General features: G+C 60.6%; 16 protein-coding genes. All 16 read right to left on the bottom strand.

Features of this window, described 5'->3' with window-relative positions; genetic code table 11:
- Positions 1 to 36: 36 nt before the first annotated feature.
- The 16 genes from olsA to ACQZ5K_RS01345 all read right to left on the bottom strand — a co-directional run bounded on the left by olsA (position 37) and on the right by ACQZ5K_RS01345 (position 18,612).
- Positions 37 to 831 (bottom strand): lyso-ornithine lipid O-acyltransferase, encoded by a 795-nt coding sequence (gene olsA, locus ACQZ5K_RS01420; protein WP_059759361.1) that lies wholly within the window; start codon positions 829 to 831, stop codon positions 37 to 39.
- Positions 832 to 861: 30 nt separating this feature from the next.
- A complete protein-coding gene (locus tag ACQZ5K_RS01415; RefSeq protein WP_003503749.1) occupies positions 862 to 1,290 on the bottom strand; it encodes a Fur family transcriptional regulator in 429 nt (142 codons plus the stop codon).
- 64 nt (positions 1,291 to 1,354) lie between these two features.
- Complete coding sequence (locus ACQZ5K_RS01410) at positions 1,355 to 1,849, bottom strand: GNAT family N-acetyltransferase (protein ID WP_059759360.1); 495 nt, start codon at positions 1,847 to 1,849, stop codon at positions 1,355 to 1,357.
- 68 nt (positions 1,850 to 1,917) lie between these two features.
- A complete protein-coding gene (gene tsaB, locus ACQZ5K_RS01405; protein ID WP_448737217.1) occupies positions 1,918 to 2,586 on the bottom strand; it encodes a tRNA (adenosine(37)-N6)-threonylcarbamoyltransferase complex dimerization subunit type 1 TsaB in 669 nt (222 codons plus the stop codon).
- A 19-nt stretch (positions 2,587 to 2,605) separates the two neighbouring features.
- Positions 2,606 to 3,169 carry a NifU family protein gene (locus ACQZ5K_RS01400; protein WP_003520066.1) on the bottom strand — a complete coding sequence of 188 codons (564 nt, stop codon included), beginning with the start codon at positions 3,167 to 3,169 and terminating at the stop codon, positions 2,606 to 2,608.
- A gap of 146 nt (positions 3,170 to 3,315) precedes the next feature.
- Positions 3,316 to 3,807, bottom strand: coding sequence for a universal stress protein (locus tag ACQZ5K_RS01395; protein ID WP_003503758.1), 492 nt, complete (start codon positions 3,805 to 3,807; stop codon positions 3,316 to 3,318).
- 115 nt (positions 3,808 to 3,922) lie between these two features.
- Positions 3,923 to 4,987, bottom strand: a complete 1,065-nt coding sequence (trpS, locus tag ACQZ5K_RS01390) for a tryptophan--tRNA ligase (protein ID WP_059759352.1) — start codon at positions 4,985 to 4,987, stop codon at positions 3,923 to 3,925.
- 103 nt (positions 4,988 to 5,090) lie between these two features.
- Positions 5,091 to 5,495 (bottom strand): VOC family protein, encoded by a 405-nt coding sequence (locus tag ACQZ5K_RS01385; protein ID WP_448739454.1) that lies wholly within the window; start codon positions 5,493 to 5,495, stop codon positions 5,091 to 5,093.
- Positions 5,495 to 7,084, bottom strand: a complete 1,590-nt coding sequence (gene murJ / locus ACQZ5K_RS01380; protein WP_448739453.1) for a murein biosynthesis integral membrane protein MurJ — start codon at positions 7,082 to 7,084, stop codon at positions 5,495 to 5,497. The genes ACQZ5K_RS01385 and murJ overlap by 1 nt, the downstream gene beginning before the upstream one ends.
- 4 nt (positions 7,085 to 7,088) lie before the next feature.
- The gene (locus ACQZ5K_RS01375) at positions 7,089 to 9,917 is read right to left on the bottom strand and encodes a [protein-PII] uridylyltransferase (protein ID WP_448739452.1); all 2,829 of its coding nucleotides are present in this window, start codon (positions 9,915 to 9,917) and stop codon (positions 7,089 to 7,091) included.
- 96 nt (positions 9,918 to 10,013) lie between these two features.
- Positions 10,014 to 12,665 (bottom strand): DNA mismatch repair protein MutS, encoded by a 2,652-nt coding sequence (gene mutS, locus ACQZ5K_RS01370; RefSeq protein ID WP_448739615.1) that lies wholly within the window; start codon positions 12,663 to 12,665, stop codon positions 10,014 to 10,016.
- A gap of 190 nt (positions 12,666 to 12,855) precedes the next feature.
- Positions 12,856 to 13,737, bottom strand: a complete 882-nt coding sequence (gene olsB / locus ACQZ5K_RS01365) for a l-ornithine N(alpha)-acyltransferase (RefSeq protein ID WP_003520073.1) — start codon at positions 13,735 to 13,737, stop codon at positions 12,856 to 12,858.
- A gap of 94 nt (positions 13,738 to 13,831) precedes the next feature.
- Positions 13,832 to 16,078, bottom strand: a complete 2,247-nt coding sequence (locus tag ACQZ5K_RS01360) for an ATP-binding response regulator (RefSeq protein ID WP_448739451.1) — start codon at positions 16,076 to 16,078, stop codon at positions 13,832 to 13,834.
- Positions 16,079 to 16,133: 55 nt separating this feature from the next.
- A complete protein-coding gene (lspA, locus tag ACQZ5K_RS01355; protein ID WP_003520075.1) occupies positions 16,134 to 16,622 on the bottom strand; it encodes a signal peptidase II in 489 nt (162 codons plus the stop codon).
- Positions 16,622 to 17,482: a TrmH family RNA methyltransferase gene (locus ACQZ5K_RS01350; RefSeq protein ID WP_448737212.1), complete on the bottom strand. Its 861-nt coding sequence runs from the start codon at positions 17,480 to 17,482 to the stop codon at positions 16,622 to 16,624. Before ACQZ5K_RS01350 ends, lspA begins: the two co-directional genes overlap by 1 nt.
- Entirely contained in the window at positions 17,479 to 18,612 is a 1,134-nt protein-coding gene (locus ACQZ5K_RS01345) for a class I SAM-dependent rRNA methyltransferase (RefSeq protein WP_448737211.1), read from the bottom strand. Before ACQZ5K_RS01345 ends, ACQZ5K_RS01350 begins: the two co-directional genes overlap by 4 nt.
- Positions 18,613 to 18,701: the final 89 nt, after the last annotated feature.

Raw genomic sequence — 18,701 nt, 5'->3', positions numbered from 1 at the left:
ATTAAACAGAAAAATGCCGGAAAAGCTACGATCTCGCTAATTCCGCCAGCCGCCGCGCAGGCTGAAGGCCAGCATGGAGCGGATGGAGGCGGCGATATCGGTCGCCAGGCGCTTGCGGTTATCCGTGCTGTGAAACGGAACGCTGTCACCGAATGTCACATCGACATCGATGGCGCCGGCCCTGATGATGCCGAGCAGATGCGGCACGAGCGTGATGCTGCCCGGCCAGGCGGCGATGACGCGATGGTAACGCCCCATGGCCATGCCCTGCACCCTAGTATAGGCGATGGCGACCGGCTGCACATAAACCAGTTTGCCCGGAACCTGTTCAGCGGCGGTGGAGGCCGCACCGAACAGCGAGGATTTGACGGCAAGCATGCGGTTGCCGTCCGAGGTGGTGCCTTCCGGAAACAGAACGACGATCTCGCCATCGGCCATGCGGCTGGCGATCTCGCTCACCTGCGCGCCGGTGCTGCGCTTCTGTTCACGCTGAACGAAGATGCTTTTCTGCAAGCGGGCGAGCCAACCGAAAACCGGCCAGTCCCGCACTTCCGTCTTGGCGATGAACACCACGTCGGCAATGCTGCCCAAAACGAGAATGTCCTTCCACGAGGCGTGATTGACCGCCAGCATCAGCGGTTTTGCCCGCTCCACATCGCCATGCACATGCACACGGATGCCGAGAACATGGCAGGCGATACGATGCCAGAGGCGGGGAATGCGACGGCGAAGCCGCCAGTCGAAGGCAAGGCCCAGCAGTTGAAGCGGCAGCAAGACGAGCGTGACGATCAGCAGAACGACCGCAATATAGGCTGTCCGCAGCCACATCATGAGAAAAACGCCCGCTTGTTCACCGGCGTCTCAGTGTTCGCCGGGCTTCAACGGCACACCGTAAAGTTCCAGCCGGTGATCCACGAGCTTGAAGCCGTGCTCCCTGGCGATCTTTTCCTGAAGGGCCTCGATCTCGGCCGAATGAAATTCGATGACCACGCCGTTCTTCAGGTCGATCAGGTGATCGTGATGTTCCTCGGGCACGGTCTCGTAGCGCGAACGGCCGTCGCGAAAATCGTGACGCTCGATGATGCCGGCATCCTCGAACAGCTTCACCGTTCTGTAGACGGTGGAAATCGAGATGCGCGGATCCACGGCGGAGGAGCGGCGGTAAAGCTCCTCGACATCGGGATGGTCGGCTGACTCCTGAAGGACGCGGGCGATGACACGGCGTTGATCCGTCATCCGCATGCCGCGTTCGGCACAAAGCTCCTCCAGCGTTTTCGAAAGGTCTGTCACGTCTTCTGGCCTTTTGAGAATTCCGGTTTGCGGCTTTCGCCGAAAAAATGCCTGTCGCAGGGAACTAGCGAAGATCGCGGCGCATGACAAGCGCCGTCGACTTCGTTCCATCCTTTGCGGTGTAATAGGCCTTGCGTTCCGCGACGGTTTTGAAGCCGAGCTTCCTGTAAAGCCCCAGCGCGGAGGCATTATTATTATCCACCTCAAGAAACATGGTTTCGGCGCCGCGCATCATCGCCTCGCGGATGGCCGACTGCATCAGACGCCAGCCGAGACCGGCGCGTGCGAACTTGTCGGCCACGGCAACGGTCAGGATTTCCGCTTCGCCCGCCACTTCCCGCGCCAGCACGAAACCACCGAGCGGCTTGCTGAAAAAGGCGTTGGTCTGGCGTGCGACAGCACCGAAAACAGCCCCTTGCGTCAGCAGCCCGGAAAACTCCCCGTCGTTCCAAGGGCGCGGAAAGCGCAGCGCATGCAACTCCGCCACCGCGGCGCAATCCTCATGCTGCATCGGCACGATCTCGAAATAGGGCTTCCAGCTCAGGTATTCGTCAAACATAGCAGGGATCGGGCATAACAAGAATCGGACATCACAGGAATCATTCGCACAGGCTGACGAATGCCCTATCAGGCAACGCCCTGACGTGCCAGCGCAAAACCGGTCTGCGGCCGGGCATCCGGCCCGCGCAGATAAAGCGGCGCGGGTTTCGGCTGGCCAGCCGGCTTGCGCGCAGCAGCACGCGCGACCGAGGCAATCGGGAAGTGATCCGGTCCCGAACCCGCCTCCAACCCCGCCAAAAGCGGCGCGGCTGAACCGATGACGGCGCCGTCGAAACCGGTAGTGACCGTTTTGGCGTCGTCCAGAGACAGAAGCGCAGCTTCGCGCAGCGGCGATCCATCCGCACCGAATGTCTGGAGATAGGCTTCGCCGCGTTTGGCATCCAGCCCGACGGCCACGGGCCGGCCGGGATTTTCGAGCAGATGATGAAGCGCCAGTGTTTCAAGCGTGGTGACGCCCACGGCCTCGACGCCGAGCGACAGGGCAAAGCCGCGCGCGGCGGCAACCCCGACGCGGATACCGGTGAAAGACCCCGGCCCGATGGTAACGGCGATACGCCCGACATTCTGGAGCGAGAGTTGCGCCTGCTCCAGAGCACCGTCGATCACCGCCATCAACCTTTCGGCATGGCCCTTGCCGATCGTTTCGCATACCTCGCCGAGCACCCTGTCGGAGGCGCTGTCATAAACGCAGGCGGAACAATCCACACCTGAGGTGTCGAGTGCGAGAACAATCATGATGGCCTGGCTTGCGCTTTTATACCGCTTCGACTTCGCGCACTTCCGGCACGAAATGGCGAAGCAGATTCTGAACGCCATGCTTCAGCGTGGCGGTGGAGGATGGGCAACCCGAGCAGGCGCCCTTCATGTTCAGGAACACCGTGCCGTCGCGGAAACCGCGGAAGGTGATGTCGCCGCCATCCTGCGCCACGGCGGGGCGGACGCGGGTTTCCAGCAGTTCCTTGATGGTGGCGACGATGGTTTCGTCACCCTCTTCGAAGAATTCGCCCTCCTCATCCGACACTTCAGCCGCAACAGCCGTGCCCATGATCGGGCGGCCGGACATGAAGTGTTCCATGATCGAGCCCAGAATAGCAGGCTTCAGGTGCTGCCATTCCGCACCGTCCTTGGTGACGGTGATGAAATCGAAACCGAAATAAACGCCGGTCACACCCGGAATGGTGAAGAGGCGCTCCGCCAGCGGCGAAGCCTGCGCCTGCGACGGGTTGAGAAACTCAGCCGTACCGCTTTCCAGCACCACCTTGCCCGGCAGGAACTTCAGCGTCGTCGGGTTCGGCGTGGCTTCCGTCTGAATGAACATCGTCTGTCTCCTTCGAGGTCGCCGTTCACGCCCCGTAATTTAGAATTCTTCCAAAAAATACGCCCGGCGAAGCTGCACTTCAAGCCCTGACATGATAATTACATTCAAGAAATCGTCAGCCCCTAAATCTTGTCCGGGACCCCGGATCAGCAGAGCGCGTCGATTTCCTCGTCCGACAGCGTATCCGGCAGCACGGTGACGGGAATGGGAAAGGCTGCCCCGCGTCCGGCGATGGAGGAAACAAGCGGTCCCGGCCCTTCCTTCGTCGAGCCTGCCGCCAGAACGAGAATCGCGATATCGCGGTCTTCCTCGATCAGCCCGTGGATCTGCTCGGTGGCGCTACCTTCGCGGATCACCGCTTCCGGCTCGATGCCGATGGTCTCGCGCACCTTCTGGGCGATCTTGGCAAGCGTAGCTTCCGCCTCCTCACGCGCCTCGGCCCGCATGATCTGTTCGACACCCAACCATTGCTGGAAATCGCCTTCCGGGATCATGTAAAGCAGCACCAGTCCGCCATTGGAGTTCTTGGCGCGACGACCGGCATAGTGCACGGCCCTTTCGCATTCCGGTGTGTCATCGATAACAGCGAGAAATTTGCGACGATGCCCTTCCAGACGCGACAGCCGTTTTGAAACCATTCCGCACTCCCTTAGGTCCGCCGTGATCCGAGAAACCGCCCGACGGTTCGGGCGGAGATTATATCAAATCACGGCAGGCGCAAACCGCCCGCCGCATTCGCGCAGCAGCAACCTGTCAGCGCAGGAAGCCGATGATGTCGCGCACCTCGTTCATCGTCTTTTCGGCAATGGTGCGCGCCCGCTCACCGCCCTGTTTAAGGATGGCGTCGATATGGGTCGGGTCATCGAGAAGGCGGCGCATCTCGTTGTTGACGGGGGCCAGAACATTGACGGCAAGCTCGACGAGGGCCGGCTTGAAGGCCGAGAACTGCTGTCCGCCGAATTCGGAAAGAACATCCGCCTTGGTCCTGTCGGACAGCGCGGCATAGATGCCGACGAGGTTTTCGGCCTCGGGACGGCCCTTAAGACCTTCCACTTCGCTCGGCAGCGCGTCCGGATCCGTCTTCGCCTTCTTGATCTTCTTCGAGATCGCGTCGACATCATCCATCAGGTTGATGCGCGACAGATCGGAAGGGTCGGACTTCGACATCTTCTTGGTGCCGTCCTTGAGCGACATCACGCGCGGCGCCGGACCGCCGATCAGCGGTTCCACCATCGGGAAATAGGCGTGCACCGGCTCATCGCCGACTGTGATATCGAGGCCGAGACCGGCCTTGCGGATATGATCGCCGAAATCGATGTTGAATTTCTGGGCGATGTCGCGGGCAAGTTCCAGATGCTGCTTCTGGTCGTCACCAACCGGAACATGCGTGGCGCGATAGACGAGAATGTCGGCAGCCATCAGGCTCGGATAGGCGAGCAGGCCGAGCGACACCTGCTCGGCATTCTTGCCGGACTTGTCCTTGAACTGCGTCATGCGCTCCATCCAGCCGATGCGCGCCACGCAGTTGAACACCCATGCGAGTTCCGCATGCTGCGGCACGGCCGACTGGTTGAAGACGATGTGTTTTACAGGGTCGATGCCCGAGGCGATGAAGGCGGCCGCAATCGAGCGGGTCTGCGCCTTCAGGTCCGTATGAACGAGCTGGGCGGTGATGGCATGCATATCGACGACGCAATAGATGCAGTCGTTATCTTCCTGCAGCGCCACGAATTTGCGGATGGCGCCGAGATAATTACCGAGATGCAGATTGCCGGTCGGCTGGACGCCCGAGAAAACCAGCGGCTTGAATGCGTTCATTGTCGTCCTCGAAAAGGCTTGTGGAGGGCCCCGCCCCATGGTTGGAATTGCACGCGCGCTTATGCACCCGCAGCCCCCAGCAATCAAGCGGTTTCAGGGCATGTCAGCCGCGCGGTTCCAGAAGATCCCAGCGATTGCCATAAGGGTCGGCAAAGACCGCAACGGAGCCGTAAACCTCGTGGCGCGGTTCTTCCAGAAAGCGCACGCCGCGGGCGAGCATGGTCTCATAATCGCGTTGGAAATTATCGGTGTGCAGGAAAAATCCGACACGGCCGCCCGCCTGGTTGCCGATGGCAAGCCTCTGCGATTCACCGTCCGCCTGGGCAAGCAGCAGGGCACCGCCATCGCTGCCTTCAGGTTTCACCACCAGCCATCGCTTGCCATCACCAAGCGGCTGATCGGACAGGCACTCGAACCCGAGAACATTGCAATAAAACGCTTTTGCCCGATCGTAGTTATCCACGACAAGCGTAACAAGCGCGATGCGGCGGTTTTCGCCAAAGGACATCAGCCCGCCTCCGTTTCGACGTTCTTTTTGCCGCGCTTGCGGATAGCTCGCTTGACCATGCCGATATCGGCCCCACCCGAAACAAAGGCCAGCACGAAATAAACCAGCATGGCCGCGAAGACGAGAGCCATGATGGTGCCAGCCCGCACGAAAATGGACGAGGCGGAAGACAGTTCGAAAGTCAACCAGGTCAGCGCATAGTGCACGAAACCGGCCATCAACGCCGCAGCCAGCAGCAAACGCGGAATGCGGGTGAGCAGCGGAATATCCACATGCCAGTGCCCGCGCCACAAAAGCATGCCGAACAGCAGGGCGGCATTGACCCAGCCGGCGGTGATTTCGGCAATGGCGATGCCCGGGCCTCCAAGACGCGGAAACAGCGTCAGCGCCAGCGAAACGTTCACCACCACGGAAATCGCCGCGAAGATCATCGGCGTACGCGTATCCTCGCGGGCGAAGAAGCCCGGAATGAAGGCCTTGATCAGCACGAAAGCCGGCAGGCCAAGACCATAGACACCGAGGATTTGCGCGACGGTGATCGTGGCCGAAGGCGAGAAGTTGCCGCGCTCGTAAAGGAAGCGCACGATGGGTTCCGCCATGACGAGAAGAGCAGCCGCAGCGGGCAATGTCAGGAACAATACGAATTCGACCGAGCGGTTCTGCAGGCTTCCGGCCTCCACCATATGCCCGCCGCGCAAAGCCCGCGCCAATTCCGGCAGAAGCACGGTGGCCACCGCGATGCCGACCACCCCGAGCGGCAGCTGGTAAATACGGTCCGCATAGGCAAGCGAGGAGATTACGCCCTCGCCGGCGGAAGCGATATTGGTGTTGATCAGCAGATTGATCTGGGTGATGCCGCCGGTAATCGCTGCCGGCAGCGCAAGAACCAGAAGGCGCTGCACATTCTTCGTCAGCCGGGGCCTGCGGAAACCGATGCGCATGCCGGCATTGCGCACGGCGATCCAGACGATGGCAAGCTGCACCAGACCCGCCGCCATCACACCCCAGGAGAGCGCATAACCCACCTGAAGCGGATCGTAATTTTTCCACCAGGCCAAAGCGAGCACGCCGATGAGGATGATGTTGAGGAAAACGGGGGCAATTGCGGCTGCGAAATAGCGATGCAGCGAGTTCAGCATGCCGCCCATCATTGCCGCCAGAGACATGCAGGCGAGATAGGGGAACATGATGGTGGCGAGATGGACGGTGTTGTCGAATTTCACCGGGTCTTCCAGAAAGCCCGGCGCGATCACCGTGCGCACGATGAACGGCATCGACAGTTCCATCAGGATCGTCAAGGCCAGAAGCACGGTGAACAGGACGCCGAAGACTTCCTCGGAAAAGCGTCTCGCGCCCTCCATGCCGTTCGCCTCGATTTCCTTGGCGAAAAGCGGCACGAAGGCCGAGTTGAAAGCACCTTCGGCAAACAGCCGCCGGAAGGTATTGGGGAAACGGAAAGCGGCATTGAAGGCATCCGCCACCGGGCCGGTGCCGACGGCGGCTGCCATCAGGGTTTCTCGCAGGAAGCCGAAAATGCGGCTGCCGAGCGTGGCGGTGCCGACGGTGGCGAACTTGCCGATCAGGCTCATAATCTCAAGCCTTTGCCGTGCGCGCGGCCGGCAGTGCGGCCACGTCTGGGTGGGCGATGATGCCGTTCGGCATACGGTCTCGCAATTCGTCTTCCTGCTCGCTCATCACCGCCTTCAGGCGCGTGGCGATGCTGGCCTGCCGGTTGTCATTCGTTACCTTCTGGCCGAAGAGATCCGTCACATAGAAGGTATCGATGACCTTTTCGCCGAAGGTGGTGATGCGGGCGGAATGAATATCGAGCGACAGGTCGGCGATCACAGCCGTCATGTCAGCCAGAAGACCCGGCCGGTCGAGGCATTCCACTTCGATGACGGTGAACTTGTTCGACAGCCCGTTGGAAATGATGACGGAGGGCGGAATGGTGAAGGCGCTCTTCTTCTTGCGGCTCTTGGTGCGGGTAGCAATCATTTCCGGCAGGCGCTGCTTGCCGGAGAGAACCTCCTCGATGAGCTTGCCGACATTGTTGCCGCGCCGCGTCTCGTCCTCATCGATCGGAAATTCGCGGTTGATGAGGATCGTATCCAGCGCCCGCCCGTCGGACGTCGTGAAGATTTGCGCATCGGCGATATTGGCGCCGGCGGCAGCACAGGCGCCGGTGATGATGGACAGCAGACGCGGATGGTCCGGCGCCAGCACGGTAATTTCCGTGATGGCATGGAAGGAATGGGTGCGCACCATGGTCGACAGCGCTTTTTCCTGCTTGTCGGCCTCACGGATGAAGCGGGTGTGGCGTATCTGATCTTCCAGCGCGACCGTCAGCAGATAGGGCTCATAATGCAGCTTGGTATATTTGCGCCGCGCCTTCTGGCCCCAATCGTCGAGTGCGTCGTAGAGCGCCTGCCGGGCGATCTGCGCGCGCTCCTTGCGGGAGACCTCCGAGAAGCCGCCCGAGAGCAACAGTTCGGTCTCGTAATAAAGCGAACGCAGCAGCTGTCCCTTCCAGCCGTTCCAGACACCCGGGCCAACGGCGCGGATATCGCAGACCGTCAGGATGAGCAGCATCTTCAGCCGCTCCATGGATTGCACCTTGTCGGCAAAATCGGTGATGGTCTTGCGGTCATGCAGGTCGCGCGTCTGGGCGACCATGGACATCAGAAGATGCTGCTCGATCAGCCAGACCACCGTTTCGGTCTGTTTGCCGGTGAGGCGAAAACGCTGGCAGAGCTTGCGGGCGACACGCGCGCCGGCAATAGAGTGGTCCTCCTGCCGGCCCTTTGCCACATCGTGCAACAGCACGGCGACATAAAGCGCCTCGCGTTCCTCGACGCTCGGCATCAGCTGGTTGGCGAGCGGGTGGGCATCGACGGCCGTTCCCTTGTCCACTTCCGACAGCACGCCGACGGAGCGGATCAAATGCTCGTCCACCGTATAGTGATGATACATGTTGAACTGCATCATCGCGACGATCTTGCCGAATTCGGGAATGAACTTGCCGAGCACGCCGGCCTCGTTCATGCGGCGCAGGGTCAGGGCCGGATCACGCCGCGACGTCAGGATTGACAGGAAGAGCCGGTTTGCCTCCTCGTTTTCGCGAAGCTCGTCATTGATGAGCGACAGCGAGCGGGTGACGACGCGCAGCGCATCGGGATGCAGTTCGAGATTGTTGATATCGGCAATGTGGAACAGCCGGATCAGATTGACCGGGTCGTTCTTGAAGACATCCGGCTTGGCGAGCGCGATGCGGCCGCGATCCTCGACGAATTCCACCGAGCCGGGAATCTTGCGTACACGGTGGGCGAAGCGGCTGAGAACGCCGGAAAGACCCGGTACATCCTTCGCCTGCCGGTCTTCAAGGGCGGCGCAAACGATGCGGGTCAGATCGCCCACATCTTTTGCCACGAGGAAATAATGCTTCATGAAGCGTTCGACGGCGGAAAGGCCGGGGCGCGGCTGATAATTCAGGGCATCGGCGATTTCGCGCTGGATGTCGAAGGAAAGGCGCTCTTCCGCCTTGCCGGTGATGAAATGCATCTGGCAACGCACAGCCCAGAGAAAATCATCGGCCTTTTCGAACAGCCTGAGTTCAGGCCGCGACAGCACGCCGAGCTTGACCAGATCGGCCGTATCGCGGACGTGATAATAATATTTGGCGATCCAGAACAGCGTGTGCAGGTCACGCAACCCGCCCTTGCCTTCCTTGACGTTCGGCTCCACCAGATAACGCGTATCGCCAGCCTTGCGGTGGCGCTGGTCGCGCTCGGCGAGCTTTGCGGCAATGAATTCCGGGCCGGTTCCGGTGACGACTTCTGACTCGAAGCGTTTTTCGAGATCGTCGGTCAGGGATTTCTTGCCGCAGATCGCCCGCACTTCCAAAATAGCGGTACGGATCGTCATGTCGGATTTGGAGAGGCGGATGCATTCATCCACCGTGCGGGTGGCGTGGCCGACCTTGAAGCCGAGATCCCAGAGGAGATAGAGCACGAACTCAACGGCCTTGTGCATGTCAGGTGTGTTCTTGGTGGGAAGCAGGAACAGGAGGTCGATATCCGATCCCGGCGCCAGTGTGCCGCGTCCATAACCGCCAACCGCGGCAACCGCGATCTGCGGCGCATCTTTCGGATAGACGTATTGGCAGGCGAGATCATAGAGCGTTTCGATCAGCCGATCCTGGAGCCAGGAGATGCGCCGGGCGCAGTCAATGCCGCTGCCATCGGCTTTCAGCAATTCTCTGGCCTTTTCCCGGCCTTCCGTACTGGCCTTGCGGAAGATCGGCAGTAGATCGGACTTGATATCGGCGATGCGTTTGCCGTCTTCCTTGAAGATGATGTCACAGTCGCGCTTCAGCGCCGATACATCGAGAATGTCGGAAAAATCCAGGTCCTTGATGGCCATCTATGCCGGTATCCATGTCCTGTGGGAGATCCCACCACTTGCGATGGGAGTGTCCTATAGCGAGTTTTAAAGGCGATGGACAGGCAATCTATCCCTTCAAGCCTTGCCAAGTTCTTTCTTCAACGCATAGAGCGCGTCCAATGCCTCACGCGGCGTCATTTCGTCGGGGTTGAAGCCTTTCAGAGCTTCCTCCAGCTTCGACGGTCCGGCCTTGCGGGTTTCCTCGCGGCGAACCGCGATCTGGAACAGCGGCAGATCGTCGATGAGCTGGCTGGCCGGGTTCTTGCGGTCGGCATCTTCAAGCTTCGTCAGCACCTCACGGGCGCGCTCCACCACCGAGGCAGGCAGGCCCGCAAGCCGGGCCACCTGAATGCCATAGGAACGATCCGCAGCACCCGGCCCAACCTCGTGCAGGAAGATGACGTCACCTTCCCACTCCTTCACCCGCATCGTGGCATTGGAAAGGCGGCCGAGTTTTTCCGACAGCACGGTCAATTCGTGGAAATGGGTGGCGAAGAGACCACGGCAGCGATTGACCTCATGCAGATGCTCCACCGCCGCCCAGGCGATGGAAAGACCGTCAAAGGTCGCCGTGCCGCGGCCGATCTCGTCCAGAATGACCAACGAACGATCCGTCGCCTGATTGAGAATGGCGGCGGTTTCCACCATTTCCACCATGAAGGTCGAGCGGCCGCGCGCCAGATCGTCGGAAGCGCCGACACGGGAAAACAGCCGGTCGACGACGCCGATATGGGCGGCCTCCGCCGGAACGAAGGAGCCGATCTGCGCGAGAATGGCGATCAGCGCATTCTGGCGCAGGAAGGTCGATTTACCGCCCATATTCGGGCCGGTCAGCAGCCAGATCGCGCCGTTCTTGCCGCCGTTGACGGCCGACAGATCGCAGTTGTTGGCGATGAAGGGTCCGGCCGACTGCCGCCGCAGCGCCTGCTCCACCACCGGATGCCGCCCGCCCTTGATCGCAAAGGTCATGGAAGCATCGACGATCGGTCGGCAATAGGCCTGTTCGGTGGCGAGATAAGCAAGGCTCGACGCAACATCGATCACCGCAAGCGCCAGTGCGCCGGCCTTGATCGCTTCTGCCTGCTGCACAACGGCCTTGACCATGCGCTCGAAGGCTTCCAATTCCATGGTCAAAGCCTGCGCAGCGGCATTGGCGATGCGGCTTTCAAGATCGGCAAGCTCGGTCGTGGTAAAGCGCATGGCGCCTGCCATGGTCTGGCGGTGGATAAAACGGGCCTTGGCCTCGTCCGTCGCCATCATCACATCGGCATTGCCTGCCGTCACCTCGATGAAATAGCCCAGCACATTGTTGTGCTTGATCTTGAGCGACTTGATGCCGGTCTCATCGGCGTATTTGAGCTGCAACCCGGCAATCACCCGGCGCGACTGGTCGCGCAGCGCCCGTACCTCGTCGAGTTCGGGATTGGCGCCGTCACGCAGGAAACCGCCATCACGTTTCAAAAGCGGCAGATCGTCAGCCAGCATCGAGCCGAGCATGGCTTCGAGACCACCGGGCAAGGCTTTCAAATCCTTCAGAGCCGTTGCCAGCTCATCCGGCAACAACCCGTCATCGAAAATGGTCGCTATTTTTTCGGCGGAAACCAGTCCCAGCCGGATGGCGCCGAGATCGCGGGGCCCGCCGCGCTCCAGCGCCAGACGCGAAAGCGCGCGCGGCATATCGGCGACATGTTTCAGCGCATCACGCAGGCCATCACACAGCGAGACGTCATCGATGAGATAGGCGACGGCATCGAGGCGGGCGTTGATCCTTTCCGGGTCGGTCAAGGGCGACATCAGCCGCTCGGCCAGAAGCCGTGCACCGCCGCCGGTTACCGTTCGGTTCAGGGCATGCAGCAGCGATCCATCTCTCTCACCGGACAGCGTCTTCACCAGCTCCAGATTGGCGCGGGTGGCGGGATCGATGAAAAGTGTCGAAGCGGCACTTTCGCGCTCCGGCGCACCAAGCGGCGGACGCTCGGCGATCTGGGTCTTTTCGACATAGGCCACGGCAGCAGCGGCAGCCGCCATCTCCACCCGTGAAAACGTGCCGAAGCCGTCCAGTGTCGAGACGTTGAAATAACGGGCGATGCGCCCTTCCGCCGTGGCGCTGTCAAAGAGGATCGCTGGCTGCGGCACTGCTACGCGGCCAAGCACATCGAACACCGGCCTCAGCTCTTCGTCGTGAAACAGGCTGTCGGCGACGATCAGCTCGCGCGGATCGATGCGCCAGATATCGGCCAGAAGCCGCGTCAGCGTGGTTTCCGCCAGACGGAAAACGCCGGTGGAAATATCGATCCAGGCAAGCGCAAACTGCGCCTCGACACTGCCGCGAATGCGGGCGAGCGCCATCAGATAGTTGGATTCCGTCGGCGACAGCAGCTTTTCTTCGGTCAGCGTGCCGGGCGTGACAAGCCGCACCACATCACGCTTGACCACGGATTTAGAACCGCGCTTCTTGGCTTCCGCCGGATCTTCCACCTGTTCGCAGACGGCAACGCGATAACCGCGCAGGATGAGTTTCTGCAGATAATCATCCGCCGCATGGACGGGGACGCCGCACATGGGGATATCATGACCCATATGCTGGCCGCGTTTCGTCAGCGTGATGCCCAGAGCGCGGGAAGCCTCAACCGCATCGTCGAAGAACAATTCGTAAAAATCGCCCATGCGGTAGAACAGCAGCGAACCGGGATTGTTCGCCTTGATCTCGATATATTGCTCCATCATCGGAGTGGCCGTCGCGCGGCTCTCTTCCGAGATCAGGGAAGCGGTTGTCAGAACGTCCGTCAATGGCCTGCCGATGTCATATCGTGTTGCGGAAAAGAAGGGCCGACACTAGCGGCAATCTCCACCTCAACACAACACGCGCGGGAACGCTGCCCACAGGAACATCCCGCCCGGCTGCGCCGAAACCCGTTCAGCCGTTGATGCGCTCGGCCTCGCCGCCATAATAGCTGATGTAACGGCCGGCGATGGACGAAACCGGCAGGACCACGAGGACGTCGGTGGTGTTGAAGGCATGGTCCACGACCGCGCCGGAACCGAACATGGCGCCAAGGCGCATATAGCCCTTGATCAGCGGCGGCATGGCGTTCAGCGCCTTGCGGGCGTTGAGCGCCTCTGCCGGAACGAGGTCCATCTCATGATAAAGCTCGGGAAGAGCGGAGGCTTCCCACTCGCCCTTGGCCACGCAATTATGATGCAGGAAAGACAGGGCAAGCGCGTGGGCTTCCGGCTGCACGCCGGGGAAGGAGGCACAGCCGATCATGGCATCCATGCGGTGTTTCACGGCATAGGCCCAGTTGCCCTGCCACAGAAGCTCGACGGTGCGCTTGGTGCGATATTCCGGTAGCACGCAGGAACGGCCAAGCTCCATGAAGCGCTTGCCCGGATGGCGCGCAACGAGACCGGCGATGTCGAATTCGCTGGCGGAATAAAAACCGTTATTGGCAAGCGCGATTTCCTGCCGCAGCAGGCGATAGGTGCCGACGATCTGGTCTTCGCTGTCGCCTTCGATCGCCTTGTCGAGCACCAGCAGATGATCGCAGACACTGTCCCAAGCGTCGATGTCGCGCTTGCGGCGCATGGCTTCCGCGGGAAGCCGCGCCTTCATTTCCTCGACGAAAACCCGGTAACGCACGGATTGCGCGGCATCGATCTCGCGTTCATTTCTGGCGAGCCGTGTTTCCAGCGTGCCGATACGGCCGAAAAGACCCTCATTGTCCTGAGCTGCCTCGGGACGAGGATTAATGACAACATTGTTTTCACAAATGTCGTGATTGAGGATTTCGGCAACCATGGGGAATCGCTCCGCCACCAAAGAATTTTCCTGTCATAAATCACTAATTGACGACAGAATAGTGACAAAATGCCGCCAGCGCGAGTCTGTCAAGTTATGATAGCGACAGGCGTTTCGCCTCCAGCAGACGGCGAATTTCCTCAACCAGCCGTCGCGGGTCGGCAGGCTTGGTCAAAACCGCACCGACACCAGCCCCAAGCAGGATTTCGGCAGTCGCGTCACTCGCATCTGCGCTGAGCGCGATGACGGGAATATTTCTTTCGTCCTTCAGCATATGGAGAAGGTCGGGAAGCACATCGAGCCCCTCGCCGCCCGGCATGTTGAGATCGGAGACGATGAGGTCAGGCAAGCGGGATGCGCCCGGCTCCACAGATTGCCGCAACGCCTCAAAATCCTCGACAGCGCGGACGATATAGCCGCTTTTTTCCAGAACGGCGCGGATGATGCGCTGATTGACGGCATCGTCTTCGGCCACGAGTATCTCGATACCGCTCGCCCCTTCCGCCACCCGTGAGGAAAATCCCACATCCGGATGGTTGTCGTTGATGGCGTCGCGCCTCTCAATGCCGCGCAGACGGCCGCACAGGACGTCGATCAGGGATTTTTCCCGCAGCGGCCGGATCAACCAGGCGTCGAAGGCCACATGCATGGTCGACGGCCGCTCTTCGGGGCTGACCAGCAGCGTGCGGCGGACATTCTGTTGCGGCCAATCCCTCAGGGCATCCCTGAACAGCGGCGAAATGCGCCGGTCGACGATGATATCGGTGAGCTCGGCCGCGCGCGTGGCAGAACCCTTCCTCAGTTTTTCCAGATCTTCAGGCTGATGGATGAGAGTGCATTGACCGCCGAAAGCCTCGATCGCCTCCATCGTCACCGCCGCCGCCACGCCCTTCGGTGCGATGAGCAGGACATTTGTATGCCGCAGGCAATGACGCCTTGCCGGATCCGCCATTTCGGCAGGGGCGCCCGCCGGGCGAAACGCCAGTTTGAAAGTGCTGCCCTTGCCCTTGCGGCTCGAAACCGTGAGGCGGCCGCCGAATTCCCGCACGATACGGGCGGAAATCGCAAGTCCAAGGCCGGTGCCGGCACTTCGCTGCGACAACGGGCCCGCCTGCTCGAATTCCCCGAAAATACGGGCCTGTTCCGCCCGGCTCATGCCCGGGCCGGTATCCTCGACGGCAATGTGCAATTCGTCGTCGGCCATGCGCGCCCGGATGACGACGCCGCCTTCCTGCGTGAATTTGACGGCATTGCCGAGGAGATTGAAGAGGACCTGACGTAGCCTCGCCGGGTCGAAATCGAGATGATCGGGCACATTCGGCGCAACGAAGGAGGTGATTTCTATGCCTTTTTCATGGGCGCGATGGGCCAGCATCTCGACGATGCTCTCGATCAGCCGGCGCAGGTTTTCCGCGCGCGGATTGAGCCTGAAGCGGCCGGCCTCCATTGTCGAATAATCCAGCAGATCCTCGACAAGCTGCACCAGCGACTGGCCGGATTGCCGCATGCCATCGAGATAATTTCGCTGCTCCTCGTTGAGCCTCGTCTGCGACAGAAGATGGTTCATGCCAAGCATACCGGACAGCGGCAGGCGAATTTCATGGCTTACGGTGGCAAGCAGCCGCGCCTTTTCGGCATCGGCCTTTTCGGCGCGCAGCCGGGCGTCCTCGCGCTCACCGAGCGCAAGCCGTTCTTCGGTCACATCCCGGGCAATGCTGCTGATGAGAAGACGGCTGCTTGCCAGATCGCGGGTCACGACGTCATGCCAGGAAAAGATGCGCTGACCAAACGGGGTCGCGATCTCCACATCATAGGCATGGACCTTGTCGCCCGGACGGAAAGCGATGCCAATTTCCTCGCAGCTCAGGCCTTCGGGGGCCGCACAGCCGGTCATTTCGCGAAAGACCCGGTTCGCTTCGACAATGCGCCGGTTCATGTCACGGATCACGACGATATCGCCCATGAATTCCTGCATCTCAGCAATCAGCGAGCGGTTTTGCGTTTGCCGCAGCCGAAGATCGGAATCCGCAGCCCGCACGGTGGGCTGATGGAAAGATTCATCAAAGAGCGCATAGAGCAGGACACCAACGAGCACGGCGCCGAAGAAGGTCGCCAGCGCAACGGTAACCGCATAAGGCACAGCAAGCGCGATCAGGGCTGCGGAAAAAGCCCCGACCGATAACGACGCGGCGACATAGAGCGCAATCGACCTGTTATCGGTCGCATTTTCTTCATCCGCATGGTGCGTTGTTGCCTCGACACGATCCGCCGGCTGCGCCGCCGTCGCGGCCAGGCCCAGCTCATCTGAAACTTTCTGCCGAAGTCTTGCCAGTTCGCTCATAGGCAACCGCTACCACGGCAGCGGTTTTGATATGTTTGGCTGAAACCCTAAAATTTTACTTTTTAGCCGTTCGGGCGTGCAAAAACTCGTCGAGAATGACGCAGGCTGCGCCGATGGTTATGAAACTGTCAGCCAGATTGAAGACCGCGAAAGACCATGTCTGCGTATGAAACAGGATATAGTCGATGACATGTCCATAAAAAAAACGGTCGAGCAGATTGCCGGCAGCACCTGCGATAATGAAGGCAAAGCCGAGATGGGCAAAGGTGCGGTCCGCCGCCGTCTTGCGCCACAGCCACAAGACGAAGACCACGATGACGAGCCGCATGCTGACGATGAACCAGCCGTGCATGTCCTCCAGCATCGAAAAGGCCACGCCGAGATTATAGGTGCGATAAAGCGCCAGGAACGGGGCAACGGGAACCATCTCCTGCAGTGGCAGATAGGCTTCGACCAGTTGCTTGACGATCTGGTCCAGCACCAGTGCGGCGACGATCAGCGCGAAAGCCGGACCGAATTTCGAGAACAAAGCCGCTTTGGCCATTACGTCACCGATGCGAGTTCGAGGAGATGTCGCCGTGCTTCAAACAGCATGACGGCAGTTGCTATGGCGAGATTGAGGCTGTCGGCGCGGCCCTGTTGGGGAATGCGCGCGAGCTGGTCGGCCTTGCCGGCGAGTTCCGGCGGCAGGCCGGATTGCTCATTACCCATCAGGAGCACGACCGGCTTTCCGGCATAGTCGATCTTTCGATAATCCACCGAGCCGGCCAGATGGGTGGCGACGACGCTGACCTGCGCCGATTTTTTCCATGACAGGAATTCCTCGACCGAAGCGCGGGCGACGGGCGTGGCGAAAACCGACCCCATGGTGGCACGCACCGTTTCCAGCGAAAACGGATCGGTGCAGTCGCCGACAAGAATGACGCCCGAAGCACCCGCCGCATCTGCGGTGCGGATGATGGTGCCGAGATTGCCGGGATCGCGGACCCGGTCGAGCGCGATATAGGTCTCGCCCTTTTCCGGGCGGATATCCTTCAGCGGCTTCCATTTCTGTTCGAAAATGCCGACGACCATCTGCGGATTGTCGCGGCGGGTGATCGAGGCGATAACCTTTTCGCTGACTTCGAGCACCAGACCGCCCGATGCGACCGTCTTTACCGCCGCCTGCTCCACCAGCGGCTTGCCCTTGGCGGCCTTGGCATAAACCAGCGTCTTGATCGTCCAGCCCAGTTCGAGCGCGTCGATGACCAGCTTCAGACCTTCCGCCATGAAGGTGCCGGTCTCTTCCCTGCCCTTTTTCTGGGTGAGCGCCTTGATATCCTTGATGATGGGATTGGCAAGGCTGGTCACTTCCTTGACCTGGCCAACCCGGCGCGTCGTGTTTTCGCGCATATCTTTCATCATTTCGGCTCCCAGCGGCTGAACAGCGATGTGGAAAGCACACGGCCCGGCGTCTTGCCGTCAAGACCGGCCTCGCGAATGACCAGTTCGCCGGACGCGACCACGCCACCGGCGCCGCGCATGGTTTCACGCATCAGCTCATGCATCGAATAAAAGCTGGCCCTGATCGAATAGGCCGTCAGCACAAGGCCGAGCGCCTTGGGCGACAGGATTTCGCGGCAGATATCCAGCATCAGCGGCAGATGGTCGAACAATTGCCAGACCTCGCCGTGGGTGCCGCGGCCGAATTTCGGCGGATCGGTGAGGATAATGTCGTAGCTGTTGCCGCGACGCTCCTCACGCTGGATGAATTTCATCGCATCTTCGCAGATCCAACGGATGGGCGCCTGCTCGAGCCCGGCGAGCGCCTGATTTTCCTTGGCCCAGCCAATTGCCTTCTTGGAGGCATCGACATGGGTGACTTCAGCGCCTGCGGCCGCCGCGATCAGCGAGGCAACGCCGGTATAACCGAAGAGGTTCAGCACTTTCAGCGGCCGGTCGGCGGTCTCGACGGCGTTTTTCAGCCATTCCCAATGGACGATCTGTTCCGGAAAAACACCAACGTGACGGAAAGCGGTGAAACGGCCAAGAAAGTCGACCCCGAGCAGGGATAGTGGCCAGGTTTCGCCAAGCGCCGCCTTTGGAAAACGCCAGCGGCCCATGCCGTCCTCATCTGTATCGCCGGTGAAAATGGCGTCGGCATTCTGCCATACACGGTCGGGAACCGACGGTTGCCACAGCGCCTGCGCCTCCGGACGGACGATGCGGTATTCGCCGTATTGTTCGAGCTTCAGGCCGTTACCGCTGTCGATCAGGTGAAAATCGCCAGCACCGCTCGATTCCAGAATAATCGGAACCTGTTCAGCGGGACGGTCGCCGGTGCGGGGCTTGAGCGGTCGCGCAGGCACCTGCTCAACGGCTGTCGCCGGAGTAACCTTTTCCCTCGGCGCAGGTTTTGGCGCGCTGCGGACAGCGTCCGGCTCGCGCTTTTTCGGTGCCACTTCCGCCCGTCGTGCCGGCTTTGCGGCATGAACCTGTTTTTTCTCGCTCCCGGCACGTGCACGATTGCCCGGCCGACTGTCTTTTTTCTTCAATGGAAATCTTTCCGCTTCTGCCCGCGTCTTATGGCGCAGCAAATAGCATTCCATGCGCCGCTCGCCTAGAGCCGGAACGAATGTCGGCT

This window comes from Agrobacterium sp. 22-226-1, assembly GCF_053522345.1.
This window is presented reverse-complemented; position numbering and strand designations above follow the sequence as displayed.